General features: G+C 65.7%; 19 protein-coding genes. 6 read left to right on the top strand and 13 right to left on the bottom strand.

Annotation, left to right across the window (positions count from 1 at the left end; all coding sequences use genetic code 11):
* Positions 1-5: 5 nt before the first annotated feature.
* The 11 genes from ACZK2G_RS14345 to asnS all read right to left on the bottom strand — a co-directional run bounded on the left by ACZK2G_RS14345 (position 6) and on the right by asnS (position 9,914).
* Positions 6-986 carry an aldo/keto reductase gene (locus tag ACZK2G_RS14345; protein WP_478473670.1) on the bottom strand — a complete coding sequence of 327 codons (981 nt, stop codon included), beginning with the start codon at positions 984-986 and terminating at the stop codon, positions 6-8.
* A complete protein-coding gene (locus ACZK2G_RS14340; protein ID WP_046982635.1) occupies positions 986-1,672 on the bottom strand; it encodes a DUF2461 domain-containing protein in 687 nt (228 codons plus the stop codon). Before ACZK2G_RS14340 ends, ACZK2G_RS14345 begins: the two co-directional genes overlap by 1 nt.
* Entirely contained in the window at positions 1,669-3,108 is a 1,440-nt protein-coding gene (gene sbcB, locus ACZK2G_RS14335) for an exodeoxyribonuclease I (RefSeq protein ID WP_337302662.1), read from the bottom strand. Before sbcB ends, ACZK2G_RS14340 begins: the two co-directional genes overlap by 4 nt.
* Positions 3,108-4,475: an FAD-dependent oxidoreductase gene (locus tag ACZK2G_RS14330; protein ID WP_046982633.1), complete on the bottom strand. Its 1,368-nt coding sequence runs from the start codon at positions 4,473-4,475 to the stop codon at positions 3,108-3,110. Before ACZK2G_RS14330 ends, sbcB begins: the two co-directional genes overlap by 1 nt.
* Before the next feature lie 31 nt (positions 4,476-4,506).
* Positions 4,507-5,781, bottom strand: a complete 1,275-nt coding sequence (kynU, locus tag ACZK2G_RS14325) for a kynureninase (protein WP_478473669.1) — start codon at positions 5,779-5,781, stop codon at positions 4,507-4,509.
* A gap of 162 nt (positions 5,782-5,943) precedes the next feature.
* Positions 5,944-6,465 carry a 3-hydroxyanthranilate 3,4-dioxygenase gene (locus tag ACZK2G_RS14320; RefSeq protein WP_253079002.1) on the bottom strand — a complete coding sequence of 174 codons (522 nt, stop codon included), beginning with the start codon at positions 6,463-6,465 and terminating at the stop codon, positions 5,944-5,946.
* A gap of 19 nt (positions 6,466-6,484) precedes the next feature.
* Positions 6,485-7,147, bottom strand: a complete 663-nt coding sequence (can, locus tag ACZK2G_RS14315; RefSeq protein ID WP_014037740.1) for a carbonate dehydratase — start codon at positions 7,145-7,147, stop codon at positions 6,485-6,487.
* A gap of 72 nt (positions 7,148-7,219) precedes the next feature.
* A complete protein-coding gene (locus ACZK2G_RS14310; RefSeq protein ID WP_428709344.1) occupies positions 7,220-7,858 on the bottom strand; it encodes an FMN-binding negative transcriptional regulator in 639 nt (212 codons plus the stop codon).
* Between the two features lie 7 nt (positions 7,859-7,865).
* Positions 7,866-8,180, bottom strand: coding sequence for a hypothetical protein (locus ACZK2G_RS14305; RefSeq protein WP_426355589.1), 315 nt, complete (start codon positions 8,178-8,180; stop codon positions 7,866-7,868).
* Positions 8,181-8,187: 7 nt separating this feature from the next.
* On the bottom strand, positions 8,188-8,487 hold the full coding sequence (locus tag ACZK2G_RS14300; protein ID WP_005417403.1) for a hypothetical protein: 300 nt from the start codon (positions 8,485-8,487) through the stop codon (positions 8,188-8,190).
* Positions 8,488-8,519: 32 nt separating this feature from the next.
* Positions 8,520-9,914: an asparagine--tRNA ligase gene (gene asnS / locus ACZK2G_RS14295; protein WP_046982630.1), complete on the bottom strand. Its 1,395-nt coding sequence runs from the start codon at positions 9,912-9,914 to the stop codon at positions 8,520-8,522.
* Positions 9,915-10,042: 128 nt separating this feature from the next.
* Between asnS and ACZK2G_RS14290 the strand changes: the two genes are divergently transcribed.
* The 5 genes from ACZK2G_RS14290 (at position 10,043) to rplI (ending at position 12,469) form a co-directional block, all read left to right on the top strand.
* Positions 10,043-10,381 carry a HesB/IscA family protein gene (locus ACZK2G_RS14290; RefSeq protein WP_006376495.1) on the top strand — a complete coding sequence of 113 codons (339 nt, stop codon included), beginning with the start codon at positions 10,043-10,045 and terminating at the stop codon, positions 10,379-10,381.
* Positions 10,382-10,460: 79 nt separating this feature from the next.
* Positions 10,461-11,003, top strand: coding sequence for a CbrC family protein (locus ACZK2G_RS14285; RefSeq protein ID WP_478473668.1), 543 nt, complete (start codon positions 10,461-10,463; stop codon positions 11,001-11,003).
* A 229-nt stretch (positions 11,004-11,232) separates the two neighbouring features.
* On the top strand, positions 11,233-11,670 hold the full coding sequence (gene rpsF, locus ACZK2G_RS14280; RefSeq protein ID WP_006376493.1) for a 30S ribosomal protein S6: 438 nt from the start codon (positions 11,233-11,235) through the stop codon (positions 11,668-11,670).
* An 11-nt stretch (positions 11,671-11,681) separates the two neighbouring features.
* The gene (rpsR, locus tag ACZK2G_RS14275; RefSeq protein ID WP_002804494.1) at positions 11,682-11,912 is read left to right on the top strand and encodes a 30S ribosomal protein S18; all 231 of its coding nucleotides are present in this window, start codon (positions 11,682-11,684) and stop codon (positions 11,910-11,912) included.
* 104 nt (positions 11,913-12,016) lie between these two features.
* Positions 12,017-12,469 carry a 50S ribosomal protein L9 gene (gene rplI, locus ACZK2G_RS14270; protein WP_046982628.1) on the top strand — a complete coding sequence of 151 codons (453 nt, stop codon included), beginning with the start codon at positions 12,017-12,019 and terminating at the stop codon, positions 12,467-12,469.
* 130 nt (positions 12,470-12,599) lie between these two features.
* Here the strand turns inward: rplI and ACZK2G_RS14265 are convergent, their stop codons facing one another.
* Together ACZK2G_RS14265 and ACZK2G_RS14260 are read right to left on the bottom strand one after the other, a co-directional pair.
* The gene (locus ACZK2G_RS14265) at positions 12,600-13,034 is read right to left on the bottom strand and encodes a hypothetical protein (protein ID WP_478473666.1); all 435 of its coding nucleotides are present in this window, start codon (positions 13,032-13,034) and stop codon (positions 12,600-12,602) included.
* 9 nt (positions 13,035-13,043) lie between these two features.
* Positions 13,044-13,631, bottom strand: coding sequence for a DUF1963 domain-containing protein (locus ACZK2G_RS14260; protein ID WP_154231510.1), 588 nt, complete (start codon positions 13,629-13,631; stop codon positions 13,044-13,046).
* Positions 13,632-13,944: 313 nt separating this feature from the next.
* On the opposite strand from ACZK2G_RS14260, the gene smc reads away from it, so the two are divergent.
* Positions 13,945-17,448, top strand: coding sequence for a chromosome segregation protein SMC (gene smc / locus ACZK2G_RS14255; protein WP_426355591.1), 3,504 nt, complete (start codon positions 13,945-13,947; stop codon positions 17,446-17,448).
* Positions 17,449-17,471 lie beyond the last annotated feature (23 nt).

Raw genomic sequence — 17,471 nt, 5'->3', positions numbered from 1 at the left:
AAGGTTCAGTGACTGGGCGAGCCGCGGCCGTCCCCGAACGCGCCCACCAACTGTTGGCGTTCGGCTGCCGTCAGCGCTTCCAGGCGCGTTGCCAGTACTTCGTCCAGGCTCTGCGTGCGGGTGGTGCCGAGGATGCCGCTGGCAACCCCGGGGTGGCCGAGCGCGTAGGCAAAGGCGGTCTGGGCCGGATGCTGGCTGCGGATCGCAGCCACAGCGCGGCGCATCTGGCGCGCGCTGCGCATCAGTTGGCGGCTGCTGGGCTTGAGCCAGGCTCTGGCCAGATACCAGGCGTCGGCCGGGCGCGGCAGGCGGGCCCGTGAGGGCAGCAGATGGCCCTGCGCCAGCACGGTGCCGGCCAGCACGCCGATGCCTGCTGCCTGCAACTGGTCGATGAGGGGTTCACGGTCCTGCTGCAGGGCGTTGTAGTCAAGAAGCACCACGTCGAACAGCGTGGGATTGTCGATCATCCAGCGCAGGGTCGAGGCCGTGTGCGTATTGATACCGGTGTGCCGGATCAGCCCGCGTTCGCGAAGTCGTTGCAGTGCGGCCAGCAGGTCATCGTTGATGTCGTGCTGGCTGGCACCGTGCAGCTGGTAGATATCGAGGTAATCCAGGCCGAGGTTGCGCAGCGAGGCTTCGCAGCTGGCGGTAATGGCTGCCGGCGAGAAATTGCGCTGCTCGGCGCCGCTGACGCCGGCCTGGCCGGTCAGCGTGCCGCCCTTGCTGGAGATCACCAACGACTCGCGGGGGTATCGCTTCAGCAATGGGCGCAGGATGCGGCCCAATCGCGGCTCGGCGTGGAAGCCAGAATAGTTGTGGCCGGTATCCAACAGGTTCACGCCCTGTGCCAGTGCATGCTCGACCACGTTCGCGGCCGACTGTTCCGGAAAGCGGCGATGCCCCCAGAAGCCGGAGCAGCCCAGGCCCACCGGCGAAACCGCCAGGCCGGTGCGGCCCAGCGTGCGGCGTTGCCGTGCCAACGGCATCAGAATTCCAGGTCCAGCGCCGCGCACAGATAGTCGACGAACGGGCCGAGCGCGGCCAGATCCTTGCCCAGCGTGGACAGCAGTCGCGGGCCGGTCATGGTGGCGTCGTCCAGCGAGCGCCACATCACCCAGTTGCGGTGCTTGAGGTCTTCGATGAATTCGAAGTCGGCCGGGAAGCCGCGCGGCGGCCGCACCAGTTTTTCGCTCTCCTCGAAGTCGAAGCGCTTGCGCAGAACCGGTGCATGCGCCGCGGCCTTCCAGCTGCCGGGGTTGTCGAGGATGAAGTGGCGCACGCGGCGCTGGGTTTCCGGCTCCGGATGCCACAGGCCGGCACCGACGAAGCTCTCGCCCGGCTGCAGGTGCACATAGAACGATGGCGCGGCCACTTCGCGGCGGCGCTCATGGAACAGGCGCGCACCCTGCCAGGTTTTGTACGGCGACTTGTCGTTGGAAAAGCGCGCATCGCGATGGATGCGGAACAGCGAACCGCCGACGCCGCGGGTATCGGCGCGGAAGTGCTCGCTGACCTCGGTCAGGGCCGGCTGCAGGTCGCCCAGCAGGCGCAGGAACGGCTGCCGCACGTGGTCTTCATACTGCTGGCGATGATCGTTGAACCACGCCTTGTCGTTGTGCCGCGCCAGGCTGCGCAGGAACTTGAAGCTGGCGTCCGAGAAATAAGTGCTCACAGGGTCTCCTGCAGGTGCTGGCCCCAGTCGCGCAGCGATTGCAGCAGGGCCTGGCGCCGGGCGTCGTCGGGCGCTTCGGCAGCCAGTGCGTCGAGCTGCTGCTGGTACTGGGGCAGGTTGAGTTCGCCCAGGCCGCCATCCCCCAGCAGGCGCTGGCGGCGGTAATCCTGCCAGCGCTGGCGTTCACCCGGTGCGAGGCTGTCGGGATGGTTGCGCGCACGGTAGCGGAACAGCAGCTCCGGCAATCGCGGGTCGCGGAAACGGCCCTCGAGCGCTGCCAGCTGCTCCGGCACGGTGGTGCGCGCCAGTGCCAGCAGTGGCTTGTCGCCGGCCCCGAGAAAGCCGTCGTACAGCGAGGCATCGACGTCGGCCACGCTGTCCACGCGCGGCTGGTTGTAGACCTGTCGTGCCTTCTCCGCCAGCTGGGGGGCGAACGCACGCAGGCGTTCGGCCCTGGCCTCGATCGCGGCCACGTCCAGGCCGAGCCGTGCGTGGTCATCGGCGCGCAGGTGGTTCCAGGCGATCAGCGCCGGCACCTTGTTCAGTTGCACTTCCTTCAGGGGAACCCGCGTCGCGCCCTCGGGTAGTTCGCTGGTGCGCATGTACAGGCGCTGTGCGATCACCTCGGCCGGGAGCTCCAGCAGGTCGTCGATGTCACCCTCCAGGTCGAACACGATCACCCGGTTGTTGATGGTGGGATGCATCGACAGCGGCAGCACCGGTGCCGCGCACAGGCGGCTGGCCGGGTAGCGCATGGAAATGTGCAGCACCGGCTTCATCGCGGCCACGTCCAGCAGGCTGCCGACGAAGCGCTTGTCGCGCAGCTTCAGGGCGTAGTCCCACAGGCGCGGCTGCGACTGCTTGAACAGGCGGGCCATGCCGATGGTGGCGCGCACGTCTGAAAGTGCTTCGTGCGCATCGCCTTCGCGCACGTTGTTGGCCTCGGCCAGGTGCTCGAGCTTGAACGAGGTGGCGCCATCCTCGCGCAGCGGCCATTGGATGCCATCCGGGCGCATCGCGCGCATCAGCCGCAGCATGTCCAGCAGGTCCCAGCGCGAATTGCCGTTGCGCCACTCGCGTTCGTACGGGTCGTGGAAGTTGCGGAACAGCCCGTAGCGGACGAACTCATCATCGAAGCGCAGCGTGTTGTAGCCCAGTGCGCAGGTGCCCGGCCGCGACAGCTGTTCATTGATGCGGTCGAAGGCTTCGGCTTCGCTGATGCCTTCGGCCAGTGCCTGCTGCGGAGTAATGCCGGTCACCAGCGTGGCCATTGGCGAGGGCAGCAGGTCATCGGCCGGGCGCACGAAGAAGCTGACCGGGGTATCGATCTCGTTGAGGTCGGCGTCGGTGCGGATTGCAGCGTACTGCGAGATGCGCGTACGCCGCGGGTCCTGGCCGAAGGTTTCCAGGTCGTAGAACAGGAAGCTGTCGGCCATCAGTGTGCGCCCTCCAGGACCGGGAGCTGCGCATGGATCTGCGCTTCCAGTGTCGCCCAGTCGATGTTGTCCAGTGAATCGTGACCTGCGGTGGCCGCCACCAGCATCCCGCGCTGCAGTTCGGTGCGGTGCAGGGCCTCGGCGTAGGGCGTGTGCAGGAAGGTGACCATGGTGTAGTGCGGCACGAAGCGGGTCGGCCAGCGGCGCTGCAGCTCCTGTTCCAGTTCGCGCTGCAGCAGGAATGCAGGGTCGGCCACGCGGTCGCGCATCTCCAGGTAGTTCTCCAGCGCCATCTGCTGGATGGCACGTGCATTCGGCTTGCGTTCGGCTTCGAACGCGGCGAACGCAGCTTCCAGATCATCGGCCTCCATCAGGTGACGGGCCAGCGCAACACAGTCCTCGAACGCGCAGTTCATGCCCTGGCCGTGGAACGGCACCATCGCATGTGCGGCGTCGCCGATCAGTACGGCACGGCCCTGCTGATGCCAGCGCTCCAGCGTGAGCGTGCCAAGCAGGCCCGGCGGGTGCTGCTCCCAGTCCGCGCGCAGGTTCGTGATCAACGGCAGGGTGTCGGCGAACTCGCGCGCGAACAGCGCCTCGGCCTGTGCGCCGGTGTTGACCGTGGCAAAGCTGGGGTCGCCCTGGTTGGGCAGGAACAGGGTGACGGTGAAGGTGCCTTCGTGGTTGGGCAGGGCGATGCACATGTAGTGGCCGCGCGGCCAGATGTGTAGTGCGTTGCGCTCGATGCGGAAGCTGCCATCGGCGGCCGGCGGAATCTCCAGCTCCTTGTAGGAGTGGTCGAGGAAGGCAATGTCCTCGCCCAGCGGCGCACGGCGGTTCATCGCCGCGCGCAGCGCCGAGCCGGCACCGTCGGCGCCGATCAGGGTGTCGAAGCGGATGTCGTGCGGGCTGTCGTCGCGGTCATCGATGAAACGCGCGTAGCCGGCATCAAAATCGACGGTGTGCAGGCGGCGATGGAAGTGCACGGTGGCGCCGGCCTGTTCGGCCAGTTCCAGCAGCGTGGTGTTCAGGTCGCTGCGGTGGATCGACCAGATCACTTCGCTGTCGTCGCGGCCGTAGCGCTGCAGCTGCGGTTCGCCCTCGCGCGGGTGCACCATGCGTCCGCGCATCATCACCGCGCGCGCCATCACCTCGTCTTCCACGCCTGCCTGACGCAGTGCGTTGCGCCCACGCTCGGCCAACGCCAGGTTGATCGAGCGGCCACTCTCGTAGTCGGCCACGCGTGGATCGCCGCGGCGTTCGTACAGGGTGATGCGCCAGCCCTGGCGTGACAGCAGGATGGCCAGCAGGGACCCGGCGAGGCCGGCACCGATAATGCTCAACGAGCGGGAAGCGTGTGCGATCAACGAACTGTCCAGCAGTAGGGGAGGGGCCGGCTTAGAGGCCGGCCCAGGCTTCCACTTCCTCGACGAAGTGGTGCACGTCCAGGTAGCGGTTGTAGAGCGGGGTGGGCGAAATGCGGATCACGTCGGGCTCACGCCAGTCGCCGAGCACGCCGATGCCGCGCAGGTGTTCGAACAGTGCGCGGCCACGTTCGCGGCCACCGATCACACGCAGCGACAGCTGGCAGCCGCGGCGTTGCGGGTCGGCCGGGGTGATGATGTCCAGCACCTGAGGCAGGCGCGCGCGCACCAGCGCTTCGAGCATGCCGGTCAGCGCCAGCGACTTGCTGCGCAGCGAATCCATGCCGGCACGCTCGAACAGCTCCAACGAGGCACGAAGCGGCGCCAGGCCGAGGATCGGCGGATTGCTCAGCTGCCAGCCTTCGGCACCGATGGCCGGGGTGAACTGCGGTGCCATCTGGAAGCGGGTGGACTCTTCATGGCCCCACCAGCCGGCAAAGCGCGGCAGGCTGGTGTCGCGATGGTGTCGCTCGTGCACGAAGGCGCCGGCCACCGCGCCCGGGCCGCTGTTGAGGTACTTGTAGTGGCACCACACGGCAAAGTCCGGCGCCACGTCGTGCAGGCGCAGCGGCAGGTTGCCGACCGAGTGCGCCAGGTCGAAGCCGATGCGCGCGCCCTGCAGGCGCGCGGCACGGGTGATCGCATCGAGGTCGAAGGCCTGACCGGTGCGGTATTGCACGCCCGGCCACAGCACCAGCGCCAGGCGCGGGCCGTGTTCGGCGATGGCACGTTCGATCGCCGCCAGTGAGATCGTGCCGTTGGCCTCGTCCGGCTGTACTTCCACCAGGCACTCGGCGGGGTCGAAGCCATGGAAGCGGATCTGCGCCTCCACCGCATGGCGGTCGGTCGGGAATGCACCCGCCTCCATCAGGATCACCGGGCGCTCGGCCGTGGGTCGGTAGAAACTGACCATCATCAGGTGCAGGTTCACGCTCAGCGTGTTCATCGCCACCACTTCGCTGGGCAGCGCACCGACCACGCGGGCCAGCTGCGCGCTCACCAGGCGGTGGTAGGACAGCCACTGCGTCGGGCCGGTGAAGTGGCCTTCCACCGCCAGCTCGCCCCACTGCTTCATCACTTCCTGTACGGCCGCCTGTGCGCCGCGCGGCTGCAGGCCCAGCGAGTTGCCTACGAAGTAGGTCTGCTCACCGCCACCATGGCGCGGAATCAGGAATTCACTGCGCAGCGGGCGCAGCGGATCGGCGGCGTCCAGGGCGATGGCGTGGGTGCGGCTGAGCAGGTCGGACATGGTCGGGCAACAGGCTGCAACGGGACCGCCAGTGTAGCGCCTGGGGCATGGCCCGGTAGCGGCCAGCCCAACACCAGCACCGCATGATCCGGTAGCCGCCAACCCTGGTTGGCGCACGTACAAGCAAGCGCCCACCAAGGTGGGCAACTACCGTTCGATGGCTCAGCCTGCCGCCGGCGCCGGCAGCGGGTCCACGTGCCCGCACGCACTGCAGGTGCGCAGCTCCAGGCTGGCGTGATAACGCGCGAACACCTTGGGCAGGTCGGTTTCGATGTTCTGCAGCGGAAAGTACTCTTCGTGCAGCTTGTGGTTGCAGCGTTCGCAATGCCAGATCACGCCGTCCATCTCATGCGGAAGGCGTTTGCGCTCGACCACCAGGCCGATACCACCGGGCGGGCGCCGCGGCGAGTGCGGAACCTTCGCCGGCAGCAGGAAGATCTCGCCGGCACGGATCGGAATGTCGCGCACCGCGCCGGCTTCCTGCACCTTCAGCACCATCTCGCCTTCGAGCTGGTAGAACCACTCCGGGCCTTCGTCGTAGTGGAAGTCGGTACGCGAGTTCGGCCCGCCGACCACCATCACGATGAAGTCGCCGTTGTCGATCATCTTGTTGCCCACTGGCGGCTTCAGCAGGTGGCGGTGTTCTTCGATCCAGGCGTGCAGGTTGATCGGCGAAGCGAGCATGGTGGTCATCCGTAAGGGATCAGTCGCGCTTGCCCTTGCGCGGGACGTAGGACAGGGCCTTTTCGTAGGCCGGCTGCAGTTCTTCCTGCGAACCGACGTCGATGCCCATCTCGCGCACGCGCCCGTCCTTCAGGCTGTAGACCCAGCCGTGCACCATCAGCTTCTGGCCGCGGGCCCAGGCGTCCTGCACGATGGTCGAGCGGCACAGGTTGGCCACCTGCTCGATCACGTTCAGTTCGCACAGGCGGGCGTGCTTGAGCTCATCAGTCTCGATCGCATCGAGGATGCCGGTGTGCTTCTGCATCACGTCACCGACGTGGCGCAGCCAGTTGTCGGCCAGGCCGACACGGGTATTGTGCAGGCAGGCGTGCACGCCGCCGCAGCCGTAGTGGCCGACGATCAGGATGTGCTTCACCTTCAGCTGGTCCACTGCGTACTGCACCACGCTCAGGCAGTTCAGGTCGGTGTGCGCGACCACGTTGGCGACATTGCGGTGCACGAACACCTCGCCCGGTGCCATGCCGATGATCTGGTTGGCCGGCACGCGCGAGTCGGAACAGCCGATCCACAGGTATTCCGGATGCTGCTGCTTGGCCAGCTGGTGGAAGAACTCCGGATCTTCCTTCTCGATCCGGTCCGCCCAGTCGCGGTTGTTCTGCAGCAGCTTGTGGATGTCTTTCATGTTCGGGTCCCTGGCGTCGGGTGGGGGCGCGCCGCAGCCATCCGGCTGCGTCGTCGCGGAAATCTGCGGCGTTCAGTCGTTGCGGGCGGCCTGTTCGCGGTGCCAGCGCATCCACTGCGCCAACTCGGTGGAAGAGGGGGTGCCCAGCTGTTCCAGTTCGGCGATCACTGCGCGCTGGTTGGCATCGGGATGGTTCTGGCTCAGCTTGAGCTTCAGCTGCACGTGTTCGACCTGGAAGCAGAAGCCGACGATGGCGCGCAGTTCCGGGCCGTGTTCGGCGCGCGTGGCATCGAACTGCCAGGCCTGGCCGACGCTGGCTTCGAAGCGGTCACTGATCGCACCGACCAGGTCGGCCAGCGCATCGGTGTCGTCGAAGGTGTGCAGCTGGCCGCGCAGCTCGGCAGCAGCGTAGTTCCAGGTAGGTACCCGAGCGGCGGGCTCCTTGTCCGGATACCAGCTGGCCGAGACATAGCCATGCGGGCCGTCGATCAGGACCTTGGCCGCGCCGGCATGGCGCGACTGCGGATTGGCGCGGGCCCAGTGACCGCGCAGCTCGATGCGCTCGCCGTCACGCCGGTACAGCACCGGTATCCGGGTCAGCTCCGGCAGGCCATCGCTGCCGGGGGTGAGCACGGTGACGAATGGATCTCGCGCCAGCAGGCGGTCCAGCCAGAGCAGTTCAGTCTCGGCGAATGCGCGTGGGGTGAACATGCAAGGGTCAGGCGCGCCCGCCCAGCGACTGGATCATGCGGCCGCGCAGGCCTTCATCGCTGTCGGCCTGCGGTGGCTGCACTTCGTGCAGGCTGAAACCGCGCAGCAGCGCGTCCTCCTCATCCAGGCCGTCAAATTCGACGAACTCCGCGTCGAACAGCTGCGAACGGGCGGTGTCTTCGCTGTCATAGCTCAGCGTGTTGCCGTCGCTGTCGAGAACCTCGGCAGTGCCGGCCGGGCGAACGCGCAGGCGCGCCCAGATCAGGGTGTTGCCGAGGCTGGCCAGCCACCAGCTGTCGCGCGAAGCGGAGAGGTCATTCATGGATGTGTTACCAGAGCGAGGCCAGCCAGAGCAGGGCAGCCATGCCCAGTCCGGCCAGCAGAGTCAGCAGCGATACCCAGGCCGGCGTCGCCAGCCCGGACAGCGAGCGGTCAGGCTGCTGGCGATAGTCACGGCGCAGCAGCCAGGCCAGGGCATCGGGCTTGAGGAAGGCGCCGCTGCCGAAGCGCTCGGCCAGCGCCGGATGGCGGTCACGCACGTGCACCAGGGTCAGCGGCCAGAAGATCACGAAGGCACTGAACCCGGCCACTGCAACGCCGACGAAACAGAGGGCGAAGAACAGGGTCATGGGAGAGCAGTACCTCCGTGGTCGAGTAGGGCTTAGAAGTCCGCGCTGCCCGGGGCGCGCGGGTAAGGGATCGCATCGCGGATGTTGGACAGACCGCAGACATACACCACCAGGCGCTCGAAGCCGAGGCCAAAGCCGGCGTGCGGCACCGAACCATAGCGGCGGAAGTCGCGGTACCAGCTGTAGTGCTCACGGTCCAGGCCGAACTGGGCCATGCGCGCGTCCAGTACGTCCAGGCGCTCCTCGCGCTGGCTGCCGCCGATGATCTCGCCGATGCCCGGGGCCAGCACGTCCATCGCGGCAACGGTCTTGCCGTCGTCGTTCAGGCGCATGTAGAAGGCCTTGATGTGCTCCGGATAGTTGGTCACCACCACTGGGCGGCCGACATGTTCCTCGGTCAGCCAGCGCTCGTGCTCGGTCTGCAGGTCCAGGCCCCATTCAACCGGGAAGTCGAACTTCTTGCCGGACTTCTGCAGCAGGCTGACCGCATCGGTGTAGTCGATGCGCTCGAACGGCGCATTGATGAAGTCTTCCAGCTTGGTGATCGCGTTCTTGTCCACGCGCTCGGCGATGAAGGCCAGGTCGTCGCTGCGCTCGTTAAGCACCGCGCGGAACAGGTACTTCAGGAATTCTTCGGCCAGGCGCGCGTCTTCGGCCAGGTCGGCGAAGGCGATTTCCGGCTCGATCATCCAGAACTCCGCCAGATGGCGGGTGGTGTGGCTGTTCTCGGCACGGAAGGTCGGGCCGAAGGTGTAGACCTTGCTCAGCGCCAGGCAGTAGGCCTCGACGTTCAGCTGGCCGGACACGGTCAGGAAGGTTTCCTTGCCGAAGAAGTCGCGGCTGAAATCGATGGCGCCCTTCTCGTCACGCGGCAGGTTCACCATGTCCAGGGTGGACACGCGGAACATCTGGCCGGCGCCTTCGGCGTCGGAGGTGGTGATGATCGGGGTGCTGATCCAGTTGAAGCCGTTCTCGTGGAAGAAACGGTGCACGGCCTGGGCCAGGCAGTTGCGGATGCGGGTGACCGCGCCGAACAGGTTGGTGCGCGGGCGCAGGTGTGCCACTTCGCGCAGGAACTCCGGCGACATCGGCTTGGGCTGGATCGGGTAGGTGAGCGGGTCTTCGACCCAGCCGACCACTTCCAGTGCGTTGGCCTGGATCTCGAACGACTGGCCCTTGCCCTGCGACTTCACCAGGGTGCCGGTGGCGATGACCGAGCAGCCGCTGGTCAGGCGCTTGATCTCATCGAAGTTGGCCAGGCTGTCGCCGGCCACGACCTGGATCGGGGCGAAGCAGGAGCCGTCGCTCACATTCACGAAAGCCAGATTCGCTGAACCGCGCACCGTGCGCACCCATCCGCGTACCGTGACTTCGCCGCCTTCCGGGATCTTCCCGGCAAGCGCATGTTCAACGCTGACCACCGTCATGACTTGAATCCTCTGCTGATCGACTCGATCTGTGAACACGGGAGTTTACCGGTTGCAGCGTTCTGCTTGCGAGGCATTTTTCGTGGCAACGGCTCCTTATAATGTCCCCGTACCTCTGGAGTAGCCCCATGGCCGTCAGCCTGACCCCCATTGCCTTCGAGCGCGTGCAGCGCTTTGTCGCCCAGACCCCCGGCGCGCTGGGCCTGCGTTTCGGCGTGACCAAGACCGGCTGCTCGGGCTGGGGTCACATCACCGACCTGGCCCGCGACGAGCGCGAGGGCGATACCGTGTTCGACCAGGACGGCGTGAAGATCTACGTCGATGCCAAGAGCCTGGCGCTGGTGGACGGCACCGTGATCGACTTCGGCAAGCACGGCCTGAGCGAAACGTTCACGTTCAGCAACCCCAACGCCACCGCCGAGTGTGGCTGCGGCGAAAGCTTCACCACCGACGCCGACAAGGCCTGACGGCCGGTTCTGGCGTCCGCCGCTAGCGGAACCTGCTCTGGTAGATGCCGACCTTGGTCGGCAGGGAAGGGATCCGCGGATGGAACGACCGCTTTTCATTTATCACCCCAACGCCTACGCCCTCTCCTTCGAAGAGGTCGACGGGGTCTGTGACTGCTGCGGTCAGGCGCGGACACTTCGGTACCGGGGGCCTTTCTACACGTGCCTGCGACCGGAGTATCTGTGCCCATGGTGTATTGCCGATGGCAGGGCGGCGGCCAGTTACGAGGGTGAATTCACCGGCTGGAGCGATATTGAAGGGGGATCCCCTGATCCAGCCGACCCGCCGCCAGCCATCGCCCGTGAGCTGCTGCTGGAGATCTGCGAGCGCACCCCGGGCTACTCGTCCTGGCAGCAATCGGTCTGGCTGAGCCATTGTGAACGGCCTTGCGCCTTCCTCGGCTTTGCCGGCAGCGAGGACCTCCTGCCCATCCTCGACCAGGTCCGGCCGGACGTGGCCGAAGTCAACCCGCGCGACGCCGACTGGGTGCTGGCGCACCTGAGCCGGGACGGGATGATGGTCGGCTGCCTGTTCCAGTGCCTGGAATGCGGCCAGCATCGCCTTCACGTCGACCTGGGGTGAATCCAGGCGGATTCGTGGACTGTGCTGGGCTCCGGTGGCGGCCAACCTTGGTTGGCATGAAGGCTGCCCCCCGGTTCAGGTTGCCCTGTGACCCGCCGGTTGCCCGGCCACCCCATCTGCGCCATAATGCGCGGCTTCCTGCCTCCCTGGCGGGAATCCTTGCCCCACCGCGGTATCAACGGCGGGGGGCTGTCCGGCCGCAAGGCCACATCCGAAAGGTAGAAAAAACATGAGTCGTCATTACGAAATCGTGTTCATGGTCCATCCGGACCAGAGCGAGCAGGTCCCGGCCATGATCGAGCGCTACAAGTCGCTGGTCGAGAACGGCAACGGCACCATCCACCGTCTGGAAGACTGGGGCCGCCGCCAGCTGGCTTACCCGATCCAGAACCTGGTGAAGGCGCACTACGTGCTGCTGAACATCGAAGCCGACCAGGCCGTGCTGAACGAGCTGACCGAAAGCTTCCGCTTCAACGACGCCGTGCTGCGCAACCTGGTCATCAAGCGTGACGAGGCTGACACCGAGCAGTCGCTGATCATGAAGAGCAAGGACGAGAAGGGCGACAAGCCCGAGCGTGGTGAGCGTCGTCGTCGTGATGACGAAGAAGGCGAAACCACCCCCGCCGCTGACAACGATGCCGGCGACGACGCCGCTTCGGCCGCCTAAGGAGCACTGACATGTCCAAGTTCTTCCGTCGCCGCAAGTTCTGCAAGTTCACCGCTGAAGGTGTCAAGGAGATCGATTACAAGGATCTCAACACCCTGCGCCAGTACCTGACCGAGAACGGCAAGATCGTGCCGAGCCGCGTCACCGGTACCAAGTCGAAGTACCAGCGTCAGCTGGCGACCGCCGTCAAGCGCGCTCGCTTCCTGGCCCTGATCCCGTACACCGACAACCACGACGTCTGATGCCGGCGGGGCGGCCCGGTGCCGCCCCCGCTGTGCCAGCTATTCGGACAGCCCTAGTTGCGGGGCCCAGCCTCGCTAACGAATAACTTATCTGGAGCAATACCATGCAGCTGATCCTTCTGCAGAAAGTCACCAACCTCGGCAACCTGGGCGACCTGGTCGACGTGAAGCCGGGCTACGGCCGTAACTTCCTCGTGCCGCAGGGCAAGGCCGTGCCGGCCACCGAGAGCAACAAGGCCGAGTTCGAAGCCAAGCGTGCCGAGTACGAAGCCAAGGCCCAGTCGATCCACGCCGACGCTGAAGCCCGCAAGGCCAAGCTGGAAGGCGCGAGCGTCACCATCGCCGCCAACGCATCGACCGAAGGCAAGCTGTACGGCTCGGTCGGCGCCCGCGAAATCGCCGATGCCTTCACCGCTGCCGGCCTGCCGGTCAGCAAGAGCGAAGTCATCCTGGGCGAAGGCGCCTTCCGCAACATCGGTGAGTACGACGTCCTGGTGCACCTGCACGCTGACGTTGAAACCACCGTCAAGGTTGTGGTCGAAGCCGAAAAGGCCTGATCCCACGCCGCAAGGCCTGGTATCACCGCAGAACGGGCGCCCGCGAGGGTGCCCGTTTTGTTTTGGGCGAATGTGGGACATGTAGAGTCGAGCCATGCTCGACTTGCCATCCGTCCTGCCCCACTTCCTGCTAGACAGCCTCACCCAGGAAGTGGCGCTCAAATTCCGCGAGTGCACTGGCAGCATCTGTCCGCAGCTGCTCGTGTTGGAGTACTTCTCCTGCGCGACGCGCCCGTTCGATCATCATGCCGATACAGGTCGCCATGTCTGCTGATACAACGGGCACGAGGGCGTTCCTGTCGACGGTTTTCCAAGGCTGGCAGGCGTAGACCATATCCATGATCAGCAGCTGCCTTTTGAGAAACAGCTTCAAGCGGTCTGGTCCTTTCGGCTCGAATGCCCAGATCGTCCCGGAGACCCGAAGAACGACTCCGAATTTGGTGATGGATCGAAGATGGTTCCCGGTCACATGACGCTCGAAGCAAATATTCAGCTGTCTCTGGAGTGGGGCAAAAAGGGCGCCTGACGGCGGATCGCCATACTGGCCGCTGATCTGTATCTGCATGGGCAGCTCTCAAGTGGTCTGGATGACGAATCGACCGCAGTCCATCGAAGGTGATCGGATGTTGCGATCAAGCAACAAGTAGCCCATCCCGCCGATCAGAATGCCTCGATGCGTTGGCGCTGCCCTATCAAGATCGAATGCATCGAACTGAAGGACGAACGCCAGATCCTCCGATTCTTCATCCTGCAGCCAGTACGGCCGCCCACCCAGCTTTGAGCTTTCATGAGGTGCTTGGCCCTCAGCCATCGGCGCCCCTGCGCAAATGCGGAGCGGCCCAATTGGCGGGCAGGGAGAGGCCGTTCGTTCGTGCCCAGGCCAGTGAGCAATCACGCGACCACCGTGGTTCATGGCTTCTTCAAATCTCTGCTCACCCGAGGCGAGGTACGGCGTGAAGACCGAAATGATCAGTCCGGGGGCTAGGTCCAGTCCGGGGACGTGGTTTCGAATGAATGTGGTCGGAAAACTAGCCAGGTGAAGCAACGCGTGTCCATGGATGCTGGTTGGCCAAGGGGCGCGGGCATCCAGCCAGGCGGTTCCTCCGAGCACGGGAACAGTCGCCGCGTCGTAGATGGGGGTAAATGAAAGCGGTCGGTACATCCGACCATTCTCCACAGCTTCTGTTGTGCGGGGCTGCGACTCGGTTCAGTAACCAATAAATATCAATGACTTGCGCTTTAATGGTTGCCAGGGTAGTCCGTCGCGCCGGGCGCAAAGCGATATCGGGATCAACTCGACGGGATCTCCACGCCCGGTCATTCCGCCCGTGGAACATTGGCCCCGCTATACTCATTCCATTGCGTCACCCTTGGCCTTGTTGAATTCTTTTGAAATCAAGGGCTTGAGGTGCTGGCTGACCTGACATCCACTATGGTGGCGGCCGTAAGGCCCTTGCCCGGAACCCAATCACGCCATGCGTCTTTCCACGATCAAGCTGTCCGGCTTCAAGTCGTTCGTCGATCCGACCACCCTGCACCTGCCGACCAACATGACCGGCGTGGTAGGGCCCAATGGCTGCGGCAAGTCGAACATCATCGACGCCGTGCGCTGGGTCATGGGCGAAAGTTCGGCCAGCCGCCTGCGTGGTGACTCGCTCACCGACGTGATCTTCTCCGGTTCCAATGCCCGCAAACCGGTATCGCAGGCCACCGTCGAGCTGATCTTCGACAACTCCGACCACACGATCTCCGGCGAGTACGCCTCGTTCAACGAGATCTCGGTCAAGCGTACGGTCAGCCGCGACGGCACCAGCAACTATTACCTCAACGGCACCAAGTGCCGCCGCCGCGACATCACCGATCTGTTCCTCGGCACCGGCCTGGGCCCGCGCAGCTACTCGATCATCGAGCAGGGCATGATCAGCCAGATCATCGAGGCGCGCCCGGAAGACCTGCGCGTGTACCTGGAAGAGGCCGCCGGCATCTCCAAGTACAAGGAGCGCCGCAAGGAGACCGAGACCCGCATCCGTCACACCCGCGAGAACCTGGACCGGCTGGGTGACCTGCGCGACGAGATCGGCAAGCAGCTGGAGCACCTCAAGCGCCAGGCCAGGCAGGCTGAGCAGTACCAGGCTCTGCAGGAAGAGCGCCGGGTCAAGGATGCCGAGTGGAAGGCATTGGAGTTCCGTGGCCTGGATGGACGCTTGTCCAAACTGCGCGAAGGCCTGTCGCAGGAAGAGACCAAACTGCAGCAGCTGATTGCCGACCAGCGCGACGCCGAGGCGCGGATCGAGACTTCCCGCGTGCGCCGCGAGGAGGCTGCCGACGCGCTCAATGCCGCGCAGGCCGAGGTCTACCAGGTGGGCAGCACGCTGGCCCGCCTCGAACAGCAGATCCAGCACCAGCGCGAACTGTCGCAGCGCCTGCACAAGGCGCGCGATGAAACCCGCCAGGCACTGGCCGAGCTTGGCCAGCACATCAGTGGTGACGAAGCCAAGCTGATGGTGCTGCGCGAAGCGGTCGATGCGGCCACCCCGCAGCTGGAAGAACTGCAGGAAGAGAACGAGATCAAGCAGGAAGGCCTGCGTGAGGCCGAAGCGCGGTTGTCCGATTGGCAGCAGCGTTGGGAGCAGCACACCTCGCAGAGCTCGGAAGCCTCGCGCGCTGGCGAGGTCGAGCGCACCCGCGTGGACTACCTGGACAAGCAGGTCCTCGATGCCGACCGTCGTCGCGAGGCGCTGGCGGCCGAACGCGCGGGGCTGGACGTGGACGCGCTGGAAGAAGCATTCGAGCAGCTGCACGTGCAGCACGACACGCAGAAGACCGCGCTGGACGAGTTGAGTGAAGACGTCGAGCTGCGCAAGCAGGGCGTGGCGGCGGTGCAGGAGCAGCAGCGGAATGGCCAGAACGAACTGGCCGAACTGCGCAAGCAGGCCAACGGCCTGCGTGGCCGGCTGGCCTCGCTGGAGACCCTGCAGCAGGCCGCGCTGGGCCAGGAGCAGGGCGCTGCCGTGGCGTGGCTGAAGGCGCGTGGGCTGGATTCGGCGGCGCGTGTCGGCGAACGCCTGGACGTTGATGCCGGCTGGGAAAATGCGGTGGAAAGCGCGCTTGGCCAGTTGATCGAAGGCGTGCTGGTCGACGATCCGTCCAGCCTGGTCGATGCACTGGGTGAGCTAGGCGATGGCCGTATCGCGCTGGTTGCCAGCGGCGACGCAGATCTGAAGGTTGCCCCTACCTCGCTGGCCGCTCGTGTGCGTGGCCCGGCGGCGATCCGTCGCCTGCTGGCCCATCTGCACGCTGCAAGCGATCTGGCCGAAGCGAAAACGTTGCAGGCCCGCCTGCCCGAAGGCGATTCGATCATCACCCAGGGCGGCGAGCGCCTGGGCCAGGGCTGGCTGCGCGTCGCGCGCTCTGGCGCGGCCCAGCAGGGCGCGCTGCTGCGCGAACGCGAAATCAACGAACTGCGCGAGCAGATCGAGCAGCTGCAATCGCGCGAAGCCGAACTGGAAGAACAGCTGGCCGGTTTCCGCGAACACCTGTTGGCCGCCGAACAGCAGCGCGAGGATGCACAGCGCGCGCTGTATCTGGCGCACCGCGCTGTGTCCGAACTGGCTGGCCAGCTGCAGGGCCAGCAGGGCAAGGTCGAGGCGGCACGCACACGCATCGACCGCATCGAAGGCGAGCTCAGCCAGTTGCTGGAGACCCTGGACATCAATCGCGAGCAGGCGCGTGAAGCGCGTGCGCGGTTGGAGAATGCGGTCAACAGCATGGGCGACCTGGAGTCGAACCGGCAGGGCCTGGAGGGCGAACGCCGTCAGTTGACCGAGGCGCGCGATCTGGCCCGCGACGCCGCCCGTGCGGTACGCGAGCGGTCGCACGCGTTGGCCCTGACCCTGGAATCGCAGCGCGCCCAGGTGGCCTCGTTGAGCCAGGCGCTGGAGCGCATGAGCACCCAGCGTGGCCAGCTGGATTCACGCCTGGGCGAACTGCACTCGCAGCTCGATGAGGGCGATTCGCCGGTCGAATCGCTGCAGGCCGAGCACCAGAACGCGCTGGAAGAGCGCGTGCGTGCCGACCGTGTGCTGACCGAGGCGCGTACGCTGCTGGACGGCATTGATGCCGAACTGCGCAATTACGAGCAGACCCGCCACCAGCGCGACGAACAGGCACTGGCCCAGCGCGAGCGTATTTCCCAGCGCAAGCTGGACCAGCAGGCGCTGGTGCTCAGTGCCGACACGCTGCAGGCTGCGGTGGAGAAGGCCGGTTTCGTGATGCAGGATGTGCTCAACGCGTTGCCCGAAGAAGCCCGCCTGGGCGACTGGGAGCAGGCCGTGCACCAGATCGACGGCCGCATGCGCCGGCTGGAGCCGGTCAACCTGGCTGCCATCCACGAGTACGGAGAGGCCTCGCAGCGATCGGAGTACCTGGACGCGCAGCATGTTGACCTGACCACCGCTCTGGAGACCTTGGAAGATGCCATCCGCAAGATCGATCGCGAGACCCGCGGCCGCTTCAAGGACACCTTCGACCGCGTCAATGCCGGCGTGCAGGCCCTGTACCCGCGCCTGTTCGGTGGCGGCCATGCCTACCTGGAACTGACCGGAGAAGACCTGCTCGACACCGGCGTGACCATCATGGCGCGCCCGCCGGGCAAGCGCGTGTCCAGCATCTCGCTGTTGTCCGGTGGCGAGAAGGCGATGACCGCGGTAGCGCTGGTGTTTGCCATCTTCCAGCTGAACCCCGCGCCGTTCTGCCTGCTGGACGAGGTGGACGCGCCGCTGGACGAGGCCAACGTCGGCCGCCTGGCCAACATGGTCAAGGAAATGAGCGAGAAGGTGCAGTTCCTGTTCGTCAGCCACAACAAGGCGACGATGGAGGCTGCGCACCAGCTGTCGGGCGTGACCATGCGCGAGCCGGGCGTCAGCCGCCTGGTCAGCGTGGACCTGGAAGAAGCCGCACGATTGGCGGGCGCGGCCTGACGTGCCATCCTAGTTACCTGAAT

The organism is Stenotrophomonas sp. 107298_Sma, from assembly GCF_056480345.1.
This window is presented reverse-complemented; position numbering and strand designations above follow the sequence as displayed.

Bases quoted from the DNA above. Each gene is read 5' to 3' on its own strand.
- ACZK2G_RS14345 (WP_478473670.1), bottom strand. From the start codon at position 986: ATGCCGTTGGCACGGCAACGCCGCACGCTGGGCCGCACCGGCCTGGCG.
- sbcB (WP_337302662.1), bottom strand. From the start codon at position 3,108: ATGGCCGACAGCTTCCTGTTCTACGACCTGGAAACCTTCGGCCAGGAC.
- kynU (WP_478473669.1), bottom strand. From the start codon at position 5,781: ATGTCCGACCTGCTCAGCCGCACCCACGCCATCGCCCTGGACGCCGCC.
- ACZK2G_RS14320 (WP_253079002.1), bottom strand. From the start codon at position 6,465: ATGCTCGCTTCGCCGATCAACCTGCACGCCTGGATCGAAGAACACCGC.
- can (WP_014037740.1), bottom strand. From the start codon at position 7,147: ATGAAAGACATCCACAAGCTGCTGCAGAACAACCGCGACTGGGCGGAC.
- ACZK2G_RS14310 (WP_428709344.1), bottom strand. From the start codon at position 7,858: ATGTTCACCCCACGCGCATTCGCCGAGACTGAACTGCTCTGGCTGGAC.
- ACZK2G_RS14305 (WP_426355589.1), bottom strand. From the start codon at position 8,180: ATGAATGACCTCTCCGCTTCGCGCGACAGCTGGTGGCTGGCCAGCCTC.
- ACZK2G_RS14300 (WP_005417403.1), bottom strand. From the start codon at position 8,487: ATGACCCTGTTCTTCGCCCTCTGTTTCGTCGGCGTTGCAGTGGCCGGG.
- asnS (WP_046982630.1), bottom strand. From the start codon at position 9,914: ATGACGGTGGTCAGCGTTGAACATGCGCTTGCCGGGAAGATCCCGGAA.
- ACZK2G_RS14290 (WP_006376495.1), top strand. From the start codon at position 10,043: ATGGCCGTCAGCCTGACCCCCATTGCCTTCGAGCGCGTGCAGCGCTTT.
- ACZK2G_RS14285 (WP_478473668.1), top strand. From the start codon at position 10,461: ATGGAACGACCGCTTTTCATTTATCACCCCAACGCCTACGCCCTCTCC.
- rpsF (WP_006376493.1), top strand. From the start codon at position 11,233: ATGAGTCGTCATTACGAAATCGTGTTCATGGTCCATCCGGACCAGAGC.
- rpsR (WP_002804494.1), top strand. From the start codon at position 11,682: ATGTCCAAGTTCTTCCGTCGCCGCAAGTTCTGCAAGTTCACCGCTGAA.
- rplI (WP_046982628.1), top strand. From the start codon at position 12,017: ATGCAGCTGATCCTTCTGCAGAAAGTCACCAACCTCGGCAACCTGGGC.
- ACZK2G_RS14265 (WP_478473666.1), bottom strand. From the start codon at position 13,034: ATGCAGATACAGATCAGCGGCCAGTATGGCGATCCGCCGTCAGGCGCC.
- ACZK2G_RS14260 (WP_154231510.1), bottom strand. From the start codon at position 13,631: ATGTACCGACCGCTTTCATTTACCCCCATCTACGACGCGGCGACTGTT.
- smc (WP_426355591.1), top strand. From the start codon at position 13,945: ATGCGTCTTTCCACGATCAAGCTGTCCGGCTTCAAGTCGTTCGTCGAT.